The organism is Streptomyces flaveolus (genome assembly GCF_014648815.1).
In the GTDB taxonomy this organism is placed as follows: domain Bacteria; phylum Actinomycetota; class Actinomycetes; order Streptomycetales; family Streptomycetaceae; genus Streptomyces; species Streptomyces flaveolus.
In genome coordinates, this window is sequence record NZ_BMRV01000009.1 from 101,458 (window position 1) to 118,485 (window position 17,028).

The following is a 17,028-nucleotide window of genomic DNA, read 5'->3' on the forward strand; positions in this document are numbered from 1 at the left end:
CGCACGACCGGACGGTTCGGCGTCCGGCCGCGGCCTCAGCTCGCCAGCGCCGTCACCGTCAGCTCACGGACCGCCGTGACCTCCATCCGGGCGGGCGAGCCGAGCACCGAGGTCGCACAGCTCTCGGGGCGGGCCGGCAGCGACGTGCCCTGGGCGACGGTGACCCGCCAGTGCCGCCCGTCGGCGTGGGCCACGGTCACCTCCCAGCGCGGGGCGCAGCCGTCGGTGCGGACGACGCTCAGCACCTGCGCGGCGTCCTCGCCCAGCGCCGAGCGCACGGCCAGTTCGGCCGCCTGGCCGGGACGGTCCCACGCGGAGTTCCCGCGGCAGTTGTCCACCACGACCCGGCCGTCCCGGACGCCGTACAGGATGTCCTGGACGTCGTCGGCCCGGACCCTGCCGTACGCGTATCCGTACGGCAGGACGAGCATGGTCGGTGAGAAGCGGTGTCCGCCGAGGTGGGTGACCTCCCAGACGCCCTCGAGCCCGGAGGCGGCGAGCTCGGCCGCCAGGGGACGGCCGAGGAGGGCGCAGCAGCGGTCGCGCTTTCCGTTGGTGCAGACGAGGACGAGCGGATCGCCGGTGTGGGGACCGCCCGTGAGCGCCGCGTCGAAGGAGCCGCGGTCGCCCCTGCCGAGCGCGGCGAAGTCGAGGTCGAGCAGCCGGCGGGGGTCCGAGAGGACGGCGCCGTGCACCCACGCGTTCCCCGGCGTGGTGTGGGCCGCGTACACCCGGCGGTCCGCCGGGGTGTGGCGGTCCGCGTGGCGGCCGGGGCGGCGGATCAGCGCGATGCGCACGCCGGTCCCCTTCGCGGCCGCCTCCAGGGCGCGGCCCAGGGCGGGATCCAGGTGGCTGGAGGTGAGCGCCTTCGCGCCCCAGGGACCCGGCTGCTCCAGTAGCAGCCAGGTCCTCGCGACCGGTGCCGTCCCCGAAACGGGCTCGTCGAGGTCTCGGGAGACGGTTGAGCACGTACTCACAGAGGTGAGCCTAACCTGAGTTGGCTCGCAATGACTTCCAGCCGCGCTCGGGAGCTACTCCGGCAAGGGCTGCGGCGGCCTCGGACCCGAGTACAGACCGCTGGGTCGCATGCGCAGCGGGCGTTCCCCGTACTCCTCCAGCGCGTGCGCGATCCAGCCCGCCGTGCGGGCCACCGCGAAGATGGTCTCGCTGGCGGTGACGGCCATGCCGGACGAGGCGGTGAACACGGCGAGCGCCAGGTCGACGTTGGCGTGCAGGGGGGTGTGCCGGGCGGTGGTGGCCACCACGTCGCGGGCCGCGGCGAGGGCGGGCGCGGCCCCGGGGATGTCCTCCAGAAGGGAGAACAGGGCACGCGCGCGTGGGTCCTCGCCGGGGTAGAGCCGGTGGCCCAGCCCCGGGATCCGGCGGCCGGCCCGCAGCTCCTCCGCGATCACCGGCACCGCGCTGCCCTGGTCGAGCACCTCCAGCAGCATCCGGTGGGCGAGTCCGCCGGCCGCGCCGTGCAACGGGCCCTCGATCACGCCGAGCCCGGCGGACACGGCCGCGTACGCGTGTGCCCGCGCCGACGCGGCGACCCGCACGGCGAGCGTGGAGGCGGCCAGGTCGTGGTCGACGAGCAGGGAGAGCGCGGTGTCGAGGACGTGCAGCGACGCCTCGTCGGCGGGCCGCCCGCTCAGCCGTGTCCACAGACGGTGGGCCAGCGGGCCCCGGTCGTGGTGCTCGTGCAGTACGGGCGGCAGCGCGGCGACCAGGGTCGGGATGAGGACCCGGGCGGTGCCCAGCACGGCGTCCTCGGACAGGTCGAAGCGCAGCGGGTCCGCGGCCGCGGCGGCGATGGCCGCGACGCGCAGCCGGTCGGTGGGGCCGGCGTGTTCGGGCAGGGCGTCGACGGCCCGGCGGGCGACCGCCACCGAGGCCTCGGGCGCGGTGAACGAGATGCCGGGGCGCAGCCGCCCCGTCCACAGCCACTCGGCGACCTCCTCGTAGCTGTGGCGCGTGGCGAGGTCCACCGCGTCGACGCCCCGGTAGTAGTACCGGTCCTCGTCGATGAGCGTGATGCGGGTGCGTACGGCCAGTTCCTGTCCGGAGGGCTGGGTCGTGCCGCTCGCGCGCCGGTTGCGGCGGGCGAGCGACCGCACCTCCTCGGCGTCGAAGGTGCTGCCCCGGCCGCCGGGCGAGCGGCGGCTGCTGAGCTGGCCGCGGCTGACGTACGCGTAGACGGTCTCGGGTTTCACGCCCAGCAGCTCGGCTGCCTCCCGGGTGGTCAGGCGCCGCTCCGTGTCGGCGGAGGAGTGGCCGGGTTCTCGATCGCGCATGGGAGTCACCGTATCGATCCTCGGGGCCGGATCCAGCGAACACATTGATTCAATCAATATTGACAGGGAGATGGTCAAGTATAGACAGTTGTGTTGAGCGCAGGGAGGTAAGCATGTCTGTCAACGTGCCGCGAGGACTCGCGGGGGTCGTGGTCACCGACACCGAGGTCGGTGATGTCAGGGGGCTCGAGGGCTTCTACCACTACCGGCAGTACTCGGCCGTCGAGCTGGCGCGGACGCGTGGCTTCGAGGACGTCTGGTATCTCCTGGTCAACGGCGAACTGCCGGACGCGGGGCGTGCTGCCGCCTTCGCCGCGGAGACCGCGGCACTGCGGCGGCTGCCCGACGAGGTGAGGACCGCGCTGCCCGCCATCGCGGCGGCCGGCGGGCGCTCCGGTCCGCTGGCCGGGATGCGCACGGCACTGTCACTGCTGGGCGCCGCCCAAGGCTTCCGGCCGGTGTACGACCTGGACGCCGACCGGCGCCGCCAGGACACCCTCGTGGCCGCCGCGGCCGTACCGACGTTGCTCACCGCGCTGCACCGGCTCGGGCGGGGACTCGACCCCGTGGAGCCGCGCGAGGACCTCCCGTACGCGGCGAACTACCTGTACATGTTGACCGGCACGGAACCGGACGAGCGGCGCACGCGAGCGGTCGAGCAGTACTTGATCTCCACCATTGATCACGGCTTCAACGCGTCCACGTTCACCGCGCGGGTCATCGCCTCGACGGGCGCCGATGTGGCGGCCTGCCTCGCCGGAGCGGTGGCGGCGCTGTCCGGGCCGCTGCACGGCGGGGCGCCGAGTCGGGCCCTGGACACCCTGGACGCGATCGGCACGCCCGACCGCATCGACCCCTGGATCCGTGAACGGGTGCTCGCCGGCGACCGCATCATGGGCTTCGGCCACGCGGTCTACCGCACGGAGGACCCCCGCTCCCGGCTGCTCCGCGAGGTGGCGCGGGGATTCGGCGGCCCGCGCGTGGAGTTCGCGGTAGAGGTGGAGCGGCAGGTCGAGGCGATCCTCGCGGAACTGAAGCCCGGGCGGGAACTGCACACCAACGTCGAGTTCTACGCGGGCGTGGTCATGGAGCTGTGCGGTCTGCCGCGCGAGATGTTCACCCCGACGTTCGCGGCGGCACGGGTGGTGGGCTGGAGCGCGAACATCCTGGAACAGGCGGGGGACTCGAAGATCATCAGGCCGGCGGCCCGGTACGTGGGGCCGCAGGCGCCGGTCGACGTGCCCGCGGTGGCCTGAGAGACGCGAGTGGCCTGGTGCCGTTCGGGCGCCAGGCCTGGTCGGGGGGGCGTCGAGCAAGGACGGGGTGCCGGGCTGCTCGCCGGGTGGGGTGTCCGGCGCGGGTGACGGTGGGTGCGGCCGGAGAGATGGGGGCGACGTCAGGCGTCGGGGATGTCCGCCTTGGCGCGGATCAGCGTTTCCCGGCTCACGACGACGATGCGTTCGTAGTCGGCGCGGGCGGCGTCGGCGGGCAGCTCGCGCTCCAGCGCCTCGGTGGCCTCGGTGCCGATGACGGCGAAGTTGCCGTCGCTCAGTTCGAACACGTCGGGGCAGTTGGCGCCTGACGCACTGCCGCGGGCACTGGGAGGCACACCGATACGGCGCACGATTTTCAAGGGGTACCGGTCCTTACAAAATCTGGGCACACAGGTCGGCAGTACGTTACTGGTGGCGCGGGGACACATGCTGATACACGCCGAAAGCCGTCCCGCTAATCGGTGGGAGGCGTGCCGACCACCCACCACTCGTCCGTGTCGGCATCATCGAGTTCCCTGATGAGACCGTCGACGAGGTGGCTCATCCGTGCCTCGTCGGACGACTGCTCGAGGGTCGCCCTCATGTACCTCGAAGCCTCCCAGTACTCGCGGAAGATCTGATTCTGGAGGAACTCCCGGATGTGCCCGTGCAACTCCTCGCGGCCGATCAGTCCCGCCCGGTGGATGTGGAACAGGTTGACGTACCAGGCGTTGGCGTAGAAGAACTGGCGTCGCCTCGCGGCCGGGATGCTCTTGTCGTACGTGTCGATGACCTCTGCCAGGGACGGGTCATCGATCGCCCTGGTGAGCAGTTCCCAGTGCATGCGCTGCTGATGAGCCAGCGACCGGCGCCGGATCGCCAGTTCCTCCAGTTCCAGCTGTCGCTCCTGCAGACGCGTCTTCTCCAGCCACCGCCGGCGCGCGGCCAGCGTCAACCCTGCCGTGGCGAACAGCAGACCGGCTGTTGTGGAGCCGAACCTCCCCCTGACGTTTCTTCTGTGTGGCCATGTCAACCCCCGAATCAGGCGACCGCCCGCCGGTCGTCGAGTGCGGGTCGGCTGACGGGGACCGGCGAGCGATGGGCGGCGCTTGCCGCCTCCGGAGTGCCGAGCGGCGCTGATCGGCGGGGAGGCGGAGAGGAGGCGCACGGAGGGAAGCGAGGTCGCACAGTCCGGCGCCATGTCCAACGTCTGCCCCGCAAGTGCTGCTAACAATCGTTCACTCCGGGGCTACCTCACCTGCTCGTATCCTGAGCAGGCAGTTCCGTTCCCGCGGGTGAACCCCGCCGCGGACCGGCGTACGCCTAGGTGAGAGAAAGGACGCATGGTGGGGCAGCGCTCGACTTCCCGGCAGATCCCGGTCGTCGTACTCGCCGGATTCCTCGGCTCCGGAAAAACCACCCTGCTCAACCACCTCCTGCACCGCAGCGGAGGCAGCCGGATCGGTGCCCTCGTCAACGACTTCGGCTCCATCGAGATCGACGCCATGGCCGTGGCCGGTGCCCTCGGCGACTCCACCGTCTCGCTCGGCAACGGGTGCCTGTGCTGTGCCGTCGACGCGAGTGAACTCGACGGGTACCTGGAGCGGCTGGCCCGGCCCGACGCCGGCATCGACGTCATCGTCATCGAGGCCAGCGGTCTCGCCGAGCCGCAGGAGCTGGTGCGCATGCTGCTCGCCAGCGAACAGCGGGAGATCGTGTACGGCGGCCTCGTCGAGGTCGTCGACGCCGCCGAGTTCGACGACACGCGCGCCAAGCACCCCGAGATCGACCGGCACCTGGCGCTGGCCGACCTGGTGGTGGTCAACAAGACCGACCGGGCCCCGGACGCCGAGCGGGTCCTCGCCCTCGTCCGCTCCCTCGCCGACCGCGCGGCCGTGCTCCCCGCGGCCTACGGACGCATCGACCCCGAGTTCCTCTTCGACTGCCGGCCCACCGAGGAGCGGATCGGGCAGCTGTCCTTCGACGACCTGCACGACCACTCCCCGGGCGACGCGCACCCCGGCCATCTGCACACCGCCTACGACAGCGTGTCCTTCGTCTCCGACGTGCCCCTCGACCCGCGCCGGCTGATGCGCTTCCTGGACAGCCGGCCCGAGGGCCTGTACCGGATCAAGGGCTACGTCGACTTCGGACCGCACGACAGGCGCAACCGGTACGCCGTCCACGCCGTCGGCAGTTTCCTGCGCTTCTACCCGGAGCCCTGGCCACCGGCCGGCAAGCGCCTCACCCAGCTCGTCCTGATCGGCGCGGGCATCGACGCCGCCGCGCTCGGCAAGGAACTCGACGCGTGCCGCAGCGACGCCCCGCACGCCGATGAACACGGCATGTGGGGCGTCCTGCGCTACGTGCCGGACCCCGAGGACGGTGATCCGGCGGAGCCGGACGGTGAGGAACCGCCGCCCGGCTCTTAGGCGGGGCCCGCCACCACCGCGACCGTCTTCGGCAGCGACACGCCCGAGCCGTCGCGGCGCGGATCGATGTCCGGGAGCTGGGCCGGGGTGCCGTTCTTCTGCGAGGCACGCGCCGGGGTCGGACCCGCCCAGGCGAGGGCCAGGCAGTCCTCGCCCTTCAGGAACCGCTGGCAGCGCACACCACCCGTGGCGCGCCCCTTGCGCGGGTACTGGTCGAACGGGGTCAGCTTGGCCGTGGTCTGGACGGAGTCGTCCAGGGTGCCGCGCGAACCCGCGACCGTGAAGACGACCGCGTCCGCCGCCGGGTCCACCGCCGTGAACGAGATGACCTTCGCGCCCTCGGCGAGCTTGATGCCCGCCACACCTCCCGCCGGCCGCCCCTGGGGACGCACCTGCGAGGCCTGGTAACGCAGCAGCTGCGCGTCGTCCGTGATGAAGACCAGGTCCTCGTCGCCGGTGCGCAGTTCGGCAGCGCCGACGATCCGGTCACCGTCCTTGAGCGTGATGACCTCCAACTCGCCCTTGTTGGACGGGTAGTCGGGCACCACCCGCTTGACGACGCCCTGCTCCGTGCCGAGGGCCAGACCCGGCGAGGACTCGTCCAGCGTGGTCAGGCAGACGACCGTCTCGTCGTCCTCCAGGGACACGAACTCGGCAAGCGGTGCGCCGCCCGACAGGTTCGGTGTGGGCAGCGGTTCCGGGAGCTGGGGCAGGTCGACCACGTTCACCCGCAGCAGTCGCCCGCCGGACGTCACCACGCCGATCTCGCCGCGGGCCGTGGCCGGCACCGACGACACGATCAGGTCGTGCTTGACGCGCTTGGCACCGGCTTCCGTGACGAGGGGCTCGTCGTTCGCGGTGCGGGCCAGCAGGCCCGTCGAGGACAGCAGCACCCGGCACGGGTCGTCCGCCACCTGGAGCGGGACGGCGGCCACCGGGGTCCCGGCCGACTCCAGCAGAAGCGTGCGCCGGTCGGTGCCGAACTTCTTGGCCACCGCCGCCAGTTCGGCCGAGACCAGCTTGCGCAGCTCCGCGTCCGACTCGAGGATCCGCGTCAGCTCCTCGATCTCCGCGTTGAGCCGCTCCTTCTCCGCCTCGAGTTCGATGCGGTCGTACTTGGTCAGCCGGCGCAGCGGCGTGTCCAGGATGTACTGGGTCTGGACGTCGCTCAGCGAGAAGCGGTCCATCAGACGCTGCTTGGCCTGCGCGGAGTTGTCGCTGGAGCGGATGAGGCGGATGACCTCGTCGATGTCGACCAGGGCGGTGAGCAGGCCCTCGACCAGGTGGAGACGGTCGCGGCGCTTGGTGCGCCGGAACTCGCTGCGGCGCCGTACGACGTCGAAGCGGTGGTCGAGGTAGACCTCCAGCAGCTCCTTGAGTCCCAGCGTGAGGGGCTGGCCGTCGACCAGGGCGACGTTGTTGATGCCGAAGGACTCCTCCATCGGCGTCAGCTTGTAGAGCTGCTCCAGGACGGCTTCGGGCACGAAGCCGTTCTTGATCTCGATGACCAGGCGCAGTCCGTGCTCGCGGTCGGTGAGGTCCTTGACGTCCGCGATGCCCTGGAGCTTCTTCGAGCCGACCAGGTCCTTGATCTTCGCGATGACCTTCTCGGGGCCGACCGCGAAGGGCAGCTCGGTGACGACCAGGCCCTTGCGGCGGGCCGTCACGGTCTCCACGGACACCGTCGCGCGGATCTTGAACGTGCCGCGGCCCGTCTCGTAGGCGTCCCGGATGCCGGGCAGGCCGACGATCCGGCCGCCGGTGGGCAGGTCGGGGCCCGGCACGTGCTTCATCAGGGCTTCGAGGTCGGCGTTCGGGTGCCGGATCAGGTGCCGGGCGGCCGCGATCACCTCGCGCAGGTTGTGCGGCGGCATGTTCGTGGCCATGCCGACCGCGATGCCGGAGGCGCCGTTGACCAGCAGGTTCGGGAAGGCGGCGGGCAGGGCCACCGGCTCCTGCTCCTGGCCGTCGTAGTTGGGGCCGAAGTCGACGGTGTCCTCGTCGATCGACTCCGTCATCAGGCTGGTGGCCTCGGCCATCCGGCACTCGGTGTACCGCATGGCGGCCGGCGGGTCGTCGTTGCCCAGCGAGCCGAAGTTGCCGTGGCCGTCCACCAGGGGCACGCGCATGGAGAAGGGCTGGGCCATGCGCACCAGGGCGTCGTAGATCGACGCGTCGCCGTGCGGGTGCAGCTTGCCCATAACCTCGCCGACGACGCGGGCGCACTTCACATAGCCGCGCTCGGGCCGCAGGCCCATCTCGTTCATCTGGTACACGATGCGGCGGTGCACCGGCTTGAGGCCGTCGCGGGCGTCCGGCAGCGCACGGGAGTAGATGACCGAGTACGCGTACTCGAGGAAGGAGCCCTGCATCTCGTCGACGACGTCGATGTCGAGGATCTTCTCCTCGTACGAGTCGTCGGGCGGCGGGGTCTTCGTACTACGGCGGGCCATCGCTGCCGGCTCCTTGCTGAAGCGTGAACGGTGATCTGACGCGGTCCATTGTGGACCGCGGCACTGACAGCGACCGACCAGGACCCGTCACGGGCTGCCCGGCCCGGCGCTGCCCGCAGGGTACGCCCTCGCCCCGCGCCCTCGTCCCCGGCGGCCCGCAGAGCCGTTCTCGCTCTCGGCGTACGAGGCCCGGGAACTCCACCGGCGGCCCGCACGCTTGCATACAGTGGCGGGACCGGCGGAATTCCGCAGTTCCGTCCGACGACTCCACCGAGATTTCGCGATCGAAGGGACGTACATGCCCATGGGTCACACGGCCACAGCCCAGGCAGGCTCCGGCGGCCTGACAGCGACCGAGCACCGCCTGGCCAACGGCCTGCGCGTGGTGCTCTCCGAGGACCACCTGACCCCGGTCGCGGCGGTGTGCCTCTGGTACGACGTCGGCTCGCGCCACGAAGTCAAGGGGCGTACCGGCCTGGCTCACCTTTTCGAGCACCTGATGTTCCAGGGCTCCGCCCAGGTCAAGGGCAACGGGCACTTCGAGCTGGTGCAGGGAGCCGGCGGCTCGCTCAACGGCACCACCAGCTTCGAGCGCACCAACTACTTCGAGACGATGCCCGCCCACCAGCTGGAGCTCGCCCTCTGGCTGGAGGCCGATCGCATGGGCTCCCTGCTCGCCGCCCTGGACGACGAGTCCATGGAGAACCAGCGGGACGTCGTCAAGAACGAGCGCCGCCAGCGCTACGACAACGTGCCCTACGGCACCGCGTTCGAGAAGCTGACCGCCCTCGCGTACCCGGAGGGCCACCCCTACCACCACACACCGATCGGCTCCATGGCGGACCTGGACGCGGCGACGCTGGAGGACGCGCGCGCGTTCTTCCGCACCTACTACGCGCCGAACAACGCGGTGCTGTCCGTCGTCGGCGACATCGACCCCGAGCAGACGCTCGCCTGGATCGAGAAGTACTTCGGCTCCATCGCCTCGCACGACGGCAAGCCCGCACCCCGGGACGGCTCGCTGCCCGACGTCATGGGCGAGCAGCTGCGCGAGATCGTCGAGGAGGAGGTCCCGGCCCGCGCCCTCATGGCGGCCTACCGCCTCCCGGAGGACGGCACGCGCGCGTGCGACGCGGCCGACCTGGCCCTCACCGTCCTGGGCGGCGGCGAGTCGTCCCGCCTGTACAACCGGCTCGTACGGCGCGACCGCACGGCCGTGGCCGCCGGCTTCGGCCTGCTGCGGCTCGCCGGAGCGCCCTCCCTGGGCTGGCTGGACGTGAAGACGTCCGGCGACGTCGAGGTGCCCGTCATCGAGACCGCCATCGACGAGGAGCTCGCCCGGTTCGCCGAGGAGGGCCCCACGGCCGAGGAGATGGAGCGCGCCCAGGCCCAGTTGGAGCGCGAGTGGCTCGACCGGCTCGGCACGGTCGCCGGCCGCGCCGACGAACTGTGCCGGTACGCCGTCCTGTTCGGCGACCCGCAGCTCGCCCTCACCGCGGTGCAGCGGGTGCTCGAGGTGACGGCCGAGGAGGTCCAGGAGGTCGCCAAGGCCCGCCTGCGCCCCGACAACCGCGCGGTGCTCGTCTACGAGCCCACCGCCCCCGCCGACGAGAACGACGCCACCGACGAGAACGAGGAGGCGGCCAAGTGACCGAGCTCGCCACCATGGAATTCCACCCCCAGCCGCAGGCCGGCGAGCCCAAGCCGTGGGCGTTCCCGGCCCCCGAGCGCGGCAGCCTCGACAACGGCCTCACCGTGCTGCGCTGCCACCGCCCCGGCCAGCAGGTCGTCGCCGTCGAGGTCTCGCTGAACGCTCCGCTGGACGCCGAGCCGGCCGGCCTGGACGGTGTCGCCACGATCATGGCGCGCGCGTTCTCCGAGGGCACCGACAAGCACTCCGCCGAGGAGTTCGCCGCCGAGCTGGAGCGCTGCGGCGCCACCCTCGACGCGCACGCGGACCACCCCGGTGTCCGGCTGAGCCTGGAGGTGCCGGTCTCGCGGCTCGCCAAGGCCCTCGGCCTGGTCGCCGACGCGCTCAGGGCGCCCGCGTTCGCCGACAGCGAGGTCGAGCGGCTGGTGCGCAACCGGCTCGACGAGATCCCGCACGAGCTGGCCAACCCCTCCCGCCGCGCGGCCAAGGAGCTCTCCAAGGAGCTGTTCCCGGCCCACTCGCGCATGTCGCGCCCGCGCCAGGGCACCGAGGAGACGGTCGCGGCCATCGACGCGGCGGCCGTCCGCACTTTCTACGAGAAGCACGTCCGCCCGGCCACGGCCACCGCCGTGATCGTCGGCGACCTCACCGACGTCGACGTCGACGCGCTGCTCGGCGACACCCTCGGCGCGTGGACCGGCTCCGCCGCCGAGCCGCTCCCGGTGCCGCCGGTGACCGCCGACGACACCGGACGGGTCGTCATCGTGGACCGCCCCGGCGCCGTCCAGACGCAGCTGCTGATCGGCCGCACCGGAGCCGACCGGCACGACCGCGTGTGGCCCGCGCAGGTCCTCGGCACGTACTGCCTCGGCGGCACCCTCACCTCGCGCCTGGACCGCGTCCTGCGCGAGGAGAAGGGCTACACCTACGGCGTCCGGGCGTTCGGGCAGGTCCTGCGTTCCGCGCCCGACGGCACGGGCGCCGCGATGCTCGCCATCAGCGGCTCGGTCGACACGCCCAACACCGGCCCGGCGCTGCAGGACCTGTGGACGGTGCTGCGCACGCTCGCCGAGGGCGGACTCACGGACGCCGAGCGCGACGTCGCCGTGCAGAACCTGGTGGGCGTGGCGCCGCTGAAGTACGAGACGGCCGCGGCCGTCGCGAGCACGCTGGCCGACCAGGTCGAGCAGCACCTGCCCGACGACTACCAGGCCACGCTGTACCGCCAACTCGCCGCCACCGGCACCGTGGAGGCCACCGCGGCCGTCGTCAACGCCTTCCCTGTGGACCGTCTGGTGACGGTCCTCGTCGGCGACGCGGCGCAGATCAAGGAGCCCGTCGAGGCCCTCGGCATCGGCGAAGTCACCGTCGTGGCCGCCGAGTAGCGGCACGCGCGGGTGACGGCCCTGGTGACCGGAGTGTCACCAGGGCCGTCGTATGTCCGAATTGAGGGAGAGGCTGCCTGTCTGCCCTGTGGCGTGCGCTACAAAAACCCCGTTGCGTTTGAGGATTGAAGACAGCCGCGTTTAGCGTCATCCGGGCTGTTCGTCAGGCAGTGCGCCGCACCCGCGGCACCGGACAGTCATCGCCGAGTCCCCGTACGGCGCGAGCCAGGGGAGCCGGGGACCCATCGCAGTCCCTGGGGTGAATCGGACGCCCGCGCTCCGGCGAGGGGGTCCGTAGGAGACCTTCCTGCTCCGAACCCGTCAGCTAACCCGGTAGGCGAGAGGGAAGGAAAGGACCAGCCTCTACATGGCGTTCACGCGCGCCACCGGGAAGCATCGCCGTCCCAGCCGCATGCACCGCACCACCGCCCGCGCGGCGGGCGTGGCGGCCCTCGCCACCACCGGCGTCGTCGGCACCCTCGCGGCCCCGGCCCTCGCCGCCGAGTCCGAGGTCGAGCAGAGCGGACTCACCCCGGTCGTCACCATCGGCGACTCCATAGCCCACGAGATCGATGCCCAGGCCGCCGCGCAGAAGCAGGCCGCCCTGGACGCCGCCGCCCGTGAGGCGGCGATGGAGGCCGCGCGCGAGCGGGCCGCCGAGGCTGCCCAGGAGGCCCGCGAGGCCAAGGAGCGCGCCGCGCGCGAGGCGGAGCGCAAGCGCCTCAACACCTTCGTCACGCCGATCACCGGCTCCTACGTGTCCACGGCCTACCAGGCCGGCAGCTCCCTGTGGTCGTCCGGCAGCCACACCGGCATCGACTTCCACGCCTCCACCGGCACCTCGGTGCACGCGGTCGGCGTCGGCACCGTCGTCGAGGCCGGCTGGGGCGGCGCGTACGGCAACCAGGTCGTGATCAGGATGCACGACGGCACGTACACCCAGTACGGACACCTGTCGTCCATCGGCGTCTCGGTCGGCCAGTCGGTCGACGCCGGCCAGCAGATCGGCCTCTCCGGCGCCACCGGCAACGTCACCGGCCCGCACCTGCACTTCGAGGCCCGCACGAGCCCCGAGTACGGCTCGGACATGGACCCCGTCGCCTACCTCCGCTCCCACGGCGTGAACGTCTGACGACGGACGGTACGGCACCCCGAAGGCCCCGGCTCCCGAGCCGGGGCCTTCCGGTTCTCCCGGCCCGGGTCCGGGTCCGGTTTCCTGCCCCTTTTCCGGCCCGTGAATGTCCAAAAAATATCCCTGAATTCCCGGTGCCCGTCCGAAAGCGCGCCTCATTGGCCTAGAGTCACGGAAACACGCGTCCATCGTCGACGTTTCACGGGGATCAAGGCGGAGGTCGGACATGCGCATTCCGGCGCACTCGGTGTGCACGGCGATCCGGGACGACATCGTCGCCGGCGTCCACGGGCGCGGCAGCCGGCTCACCGAGGAACTGCTCGCCCGCCGCTACGGCGTCTCCCGCGTCCCCGTCCGCGAGGCGCTGCGCACCCTGGAGGCCGAGGGCTTCGTGGTCACCCGGCGGCACGCGGGCGCGTGCGTCGCGGAACCGACCGAGCAGGAGGCTGCCGACCTGCTCGAGACCCGCACGCTCCTGGAGCCCCTCGGCGCCTCCCGCGCGGCCCGGCGCCGCACCGAGGCCCACCTCAAGGTGCTGCGCGGCCTGGTCAGGCTGGGCCGGGAGCGTTCCCGGCAGGGGCACGGCGAGGACCTGCGCGCGCTGGACGGCTGGTTCCACGAGACCCTCGCGCAGGCCGTCGGCAGTCCCTCCCTCACGGCGATGCTGACCCAGCTGCGCCGCAAGATCGCCTGGATGTACCTCGTGGACACGCCGGTCGCTGCCGTGGAGCACTGGGCGGAGCACGGGGCGGTCGTCGACGCGGTGGCGCGCGGCGACGGCGACCGCGCGCGGGCGCTCATGGCGCTGCACGTCGAACGGTCGGCTCAGGCGCACCGGCTGCGCTTCACCTCCGGCGACCGCCCGGGCGGTGTGAGGAATGCGCAACATCCCGCAAACACGCCGAGCCTGCGGCATTAACACGGGTGCCGTATACAAAAGAGAAGTAATTCAGGGGGTTATTTCTTGCTGCCCGGAAAAGGGGGGGCAGGAAAAGGCCCGCCCGGTGAACCGGGCGGGCCTTTTCGGTGTGCCGTCACATCAGACGGTCTCGGGGAGCTCCTCGAGGCCCTCGGAGACCAGCTTCGCCAGCCGGTCGAGGGCGGCGTCCGCGCCCTCGGCGTCGGAGGAGAGGACGATCTCCTCACCACCCTGGGCGCCCAGGCCCAGGACGGCCAGCATGGAGGCCGCGTTGACGGGGTTGCCGTCGGCCTTGGCGATCGTCACCGGGACGCCTGTGGCCGTGGCGGCTCGGACGAAGATGGAGGCGGGGCGGGCGTGGAGACCCTCGGCCCAGCCGACGTTGACGCGGCGCTCAGCCATGTGTTGCTGCCCTTCAGGTGTTCAGGTTGTCTAGACCAGTTTCCCACATCATGAAGCATCGCCGGACGGCTGTGCGCCGCCCCGGGTGGTCGTCGGACCGCGGCCTCGGCCCGACCTTCCGTCCCCACAGACTGCCCCGCGCCGTTGTCGTACGCGAGCCGTACTCTGGGGCCCATGCAGACCTCGTCGGACCGGCACGAGTACCCCGCCCACTGGGAAGCCGACGTGGTGCTGCGCGACGGCGGCACCGCGCGCGTCCGCCCCATCACCGTTGATGACGCCGAGCGCCTGGTCAGCTTCTACGAGCAGGTCTCCGACGAGTCGAAGTACTACCGCTTCTTCGCGCCGTACCCTCGCCTGTCCGCCAAGGACGTCCACCGCTTCACGCACCACGACTTTGTGGACCGGGTGGGACTCGCGGCCACGATCGGCGGCGAGTTCATCGCCACCGTACGCTACGACCGGATCGGCGCCGGCGGAGCGCCCGCGTCGTCCCCGGCCGACGAGGCCGAGGTCGCCTTCCTCGTCCAGGACGCGCACCAGGGCCGGGGCGTCGCCTCCGCGCTCCTCGAGCACATCGCCGCCGTCGCCCGGGAGCGCGGCATCCGCCGCTTCGCCGCCGAGGTGCTGCCCGCCAACACCAAGATGATCAAGGTGTTCATGGACGCCGGGTACACCCAGAAGCGCAGCTTCGAGGACGGCGTGGTCCGCCTGGAGTTCGACCTCGAGCCCACCGACCGCTCGCTCGCCGTGCAGTACGCGCGCGAGCAGCGCGCGGAGGCCCGCTCGGTGCAGCGCCTGCTCCAGCCCGGCTCCGTCGCGGTGATCGGCACCGGCCGCACCCCCGGCGGCGTCGGCCGCAGCATCCTCGGCAACATCCGGGACGCGGGCTACACCGGCCGGCTCCACGCCGTGAACAAGGCCTTCCCCGAGGACCTGAGGGAACTCGACGGGGTGCCCGCCCGCCGTTCGGTGCGCGACATCGACGGCCCCGTCGACCTCGCCGTCGTCACCGTGCCCGCCGAGCACGTGCCCGAGGTCGTCACCGAGTGCGGCGAACACGGCGTCCAGGGCCTCGTCGTGATCTCCGCCGGGTACGCCGACAGCGGCCCCGAGGGACGCGACCGCCAGCGCGCCCTCGTGCGTCAGGCCCGCACGTACGGCATGCGGATCATCGGCCCCAACGCCTTCGGCGTCATCAACACCTCTCCCGAGGTGCTGCTCAACGCCTCCCTCGCCCCCGAGATGCCGCGCCCCGGCCGGATCGGCCTGTTCGCCCAGTCCGGCGCCATCGGGATCGCCCTGCTCTCCCGGCTGCACCGGCGCGGCGGCGGGGTGACCGGCGTCACCGGCGTGTCCACCTTCGTCTCCTCCGGCAACCGGGCCGACGTCTCCGGCAACGACGTCCTTCAGTACTGGTACGACGACCCGGAGACCGACGTCGCGCTGATGTACCTGGAGTCCATCGGCAACCCCCGCAAGTTCACCCGCCTGGCCCGGCGCACGGCGGCCGTCAAGCCGCTGGTCGTGGTGCAGGGCGCCCGGCACGGCGGCGTCGCGCCGCAGGGCCACGCCGTCCGGGCGACGCGGCTGCCGCACGCCACGGTCTCCGCCCTGCTGCGGCAGGCCGGAGTGATCCGCGTCGACACGATCACCGACCTGGTCGACGCGGGCCTGCTGCTCGCCCGCCAGCCGCTGCCCGCCGGACCACGAGTGGCGATCCTCGGGAACTCGGAGTCACTGGGGGTGCTCACCTACGACGCGTGTCTGTCGGAGGGCCTGCGGCCGCACCCTCCGCTGGACCTGACGACGGCGGCCTCCGCGCAGGACTTCCACGCGGCCCTGTCCCGGGCGCTGGCCGACGACACCTGCGACGCGGTGGTGGTGACCGCCATCCCGACGGTGGGGGAGGGGGCGGCCGGGGACGCGGCGCTGGCCGAGGCGCTGCGCTCGGCGGCGGCCGCGGTGCCGGGCAAGCCGGTCCTCGTGGTGCACGTGGAGCTGGGCGGCCTCGCCGAGGCCCTGTCCGCCGCGGCGAGCACCGCACCGCAGGCCGCCCCGGGGGCCCCGCTCCAGGGCACGCCGGGCACCCCGGAGGGCGCACCCGCCACGGAGCCGCCCGCCGAGGCCGTCGAGGCCCCGGAGGGAGCCCACCTCATCCCCGCCTACCCCGCCGCCGAACGCGCCGTCCGCGCCCTCGCCCAGGCGGTCGCCTACGCGCAGTGGCGCCGCGACGCCGCCGACCCCGGCAGGGTCCCGGAGTACGACGACATCGACGAGAAGGGCGCCGCCGAGCTGATCGGCGGACACCTCGCCCGCGGCCAGGGGCTCGCCCTCGGCGCCGAGGAGACCTGCGAGCTGCTCGCCAGGTACGGCATCCACGTCCACCGCGCCCTGCCCGCACCCACCCCCGACGACGCCGTCGCCGCCGCCGGCACCCTCGGCTACCCCGTCGCCCTCAAGGCCACCGCCCCGCACCTGCGCCACCGCGCCGACCTGGGCGGCGTACGCCTGGACCTCGCGGACGAGGAACAACTGCGACGGGCCTACGCCGAGTTGACCGAGCTCTTCGGCAGGCCCGAGGAGCTGCGGCCGGTGGTGCAGGGCATGGCACCGCGCGGCGTCGACACGGTCGTCCGGGCGGTCATCGATCCGGCGGCCGGCGCGGTGCTCTCCTTCGGGCTCGCCGGGGCGGCCACCCAGCTCCTCGGCGACATGGCGCACCGGCTGATCCCGGTCACCGACCGGGAGGCCACCTCCCTGATCCGCTCGATCCGTACCGCCCCCCTCCTCTTCGGCTGGCGCGGCTCGGCCCCGGTCGACGCTCCCGCCCTGGAGGAGCTGCTGCTGCGGGTCTCCCGGCTGGTCGACGACCACCCGGAGGTCGTCGCGGTCACCCTGGAGCCGGTCGTCGTCGCCCCGCGCGGACTGAGCGTCCTCGGCGCCTCCGTCCGCCTCGCGCCCCCTCCCGCCCGGGACGACCTCGGCCCGCGGACGCTGCCCGCGTACTGACCACGCGCGGAACCGCGCGAGAACGCTCAGGCACCGCGCCGGCGAAGCGCACGGGGTCCACGCGGCTGCCGCACGGGCGTCCCGCGCAGTCAGTG

General features: G+C 72.4%; 13 protein-coding genes and 1 riboswitch. Of the genes, 7 read left to right on the plus strand and 6 right to left on the minus strand.

Going from position 1 to position 17,028, the window contains the following annotated elements:
• Positions 1-35: 35 nt before the first annotated feature.
• The gene (locus tag IEZ05_RS21550) at positions 36-977 is read right to left on the minus strand and encodes a sucrase ferredoxin (protein ID WP_189231831.1); all 942 of its coding nucleotides are present in this window, start codon (positions 975-977) and stop codon (positions 36-38) included.
• Between the two features lie 54 nt (positions 978-1,031).
• On the minus strand, positions 1,032-2,294 hold the full coding sequence (locus tag IEZ05_RS21555; RefSeq protein ID WP_189231832.1) for a citrate synthase: 1,263 nt from the start codon (positions 2,292-2,294) through the stop codon (positions 1,032-1,034).
• Positions 2,295-2,407: 113 nt separating this feature from the next.
• Here IEZ05_RS21555 and IEZ05_RS21560 point away from each other — a divergent pair, with 113 nt between their 5' ends.
• Entirely contained in the window at positions 2,408-3,550 is a 1,143-nt protein-coding gene (locus IEZ05_RS21560) for a citrate synthase/methylcitrate synthase (protein WP_189231833.1), read from the plus strand.
• 140 nt (positions 3,551-3,690) lie between these two features.
• Here IEZ05_RS21560 and IEZ05_RS21565 read toward each other — a convergent pair whose 3' ends face one another.
• Together IEZ05_RS21565 and IEZ05_RS21570 are read right to left on the minus strand one after the other, a co-directional pair.
• Entirely contained in the window at positions 3,691-3,927 is a 237-nt protein-coding gene (locus tag IEZ05_RS21565) for a hypothetical protein (protein WP_029393384.1), read from the minus strand.
• 95 nt (positions 3,928-4,022) lie between these two features.
• Positions 4,023-4,502 carry a DUF6082 family protein gene (locus IEZ05_RS21570; protein ID WP_229869795.1) on the minus strand — a complete coding sequence of 160 codons (480 nt, stop codon included), beginning with the start codon at positions 4,500-4,502 and terminating at the stop codon, positions 4,023-4,025.
• 388 nt (positions 4,503-4,890) lie between these two features.
• On the opposite strand from IEZ05_RS21570, the gene IEZ05_RS21575 reads away from it, so the two are divergent.
• Positions 4,891-5,979 (plus strand): CobW family GTP-binding protein, encoded by a 1,089-nt coding sequence (locus IEZ05_RS21575; protein ID WP_189231835.1) that lies wholly within the window; start codon positions 4,891-4,893, stop codon positions 5,977-5,979.
• Here IEZ05_RS21575 and IEZ05_RS21580 read toward each other — a convergent pair.
• A complete protein-coding gene (locus IEZ05_RS21580) occupies positions 5,976-8,432 on the minus strand; it encodes a DNA gyrase/topoisomerase IV subunit A (protein WP_189231836.1) in 2,457 nt (818 codons plus the stop codon). The two genes, IEZ05_RS21575 and IEZ05_RS21580, sit on opposite strands and share 4 nt — an antisense overlap.
• Positions 8,433-8,730: 298 nt before the next feature.
• On the opposite strand from IEZ05_RS21580, the gene IEZ05_RS21585 reads away from it, so the two are divergent.
• The 4 genes from IEZ05_RS21585 (at position 8,731) to IEZ05_RS21600 (ending at position 13,519) form a co-directional block, all read left to right on the plus strand.
• Complete coding sequence (locus IEZ05_RS21585; protein WP_189231837.1) at positions 8,731-10,083, plus strand: M16 family metallopeptidase; 1,353 nt, start codon at positions 8,731-8,733, stop codon at positions 10,081-10,083.
• The gene (locus IEZ05_RS21590; RefSeq protein WP_189231838.1) at positions 10,080-11,468 is read left to right on the plus strand and encodes a M16 family metallopeptidase; all 1,389 of its coding nucleotides are present in this window, start codon (positions 10,080-10,082) and stop codon (positions 11,466-11,468) included. The genes IEZ05_RS21585 and IEZ05_RS21590 overlap by 4 nt, the downstream gene beginning before the upstream one ends.
• A gap of 191 nt (positions 11,469-11,659) precedes the next feature.
• Positions 11,660-11,823, plus strand: a riboswitch (cyclic di-AMP (ydaO/yuaA leader).
• Between the two features lie 12 nt (positions 11,824-11,835).
• Positions 11,836-12,600 carry a M23 family metallopeptidase gene (locus IEZ05_RS21595; RefSeq protein ID WP_189231839.1) on the plus strand — a complete coding sequence of 255 codons (765 nt, stop codon included), beginning with the start codon at positions 11,836-11,838 and terminating at the stop codon, positions 12,598-12,600.
• Positions 12,601-12,826: 226 nt separating this feature from the next.
• Positions 12,827-13,519: a GntR family transcriptional regulator gene (locus tag IEZ05_RS21600; RefSeq protein ID WP_189231840.1), complete on the plus strand. Its 693-nt coding sequence runs from the start codon at positions 12,827-12,829 to the stop codon at positions 13,517-13,519.
• 120 nt (positions 13,520-13,639) lie between these two features.
• Here IEZ05_RS21600 and IEZ05_RS21605 read toward each other — a convergent pair whose 3' ends face one another.
• A complete protein-coding gene (locus IEZ05_RS21605) occupies positions 13,640-13,921 on the minus strand; it encodes an HPr family phosphocarrier protein (protein WP_189231841.1) in 282 nt (93 codons plus the stop codon).
• Positions 13,922-14,095: 174 nt separating this feature from the next.
• Here IEZ05_RS21605 and IEZ05_RS21610 point away from each other — a divergent pair, with 174 nt between their 5' ends.
• Complete coding sequence (locus tag IEZ05_RS21610) at positions 14,096-16,933, plus strand: bifunctional acetate--CoA ligase family protein/GNAT family N-acetyltransferase (protein WP_189231842.1); 2,838 nt, start codon at positions 14,096-14,098, stop codon at positions 16,931-16,933.
• The last annotated feature ends 95 nt before the right edge of the window (positions 16,934-17,028 follow it).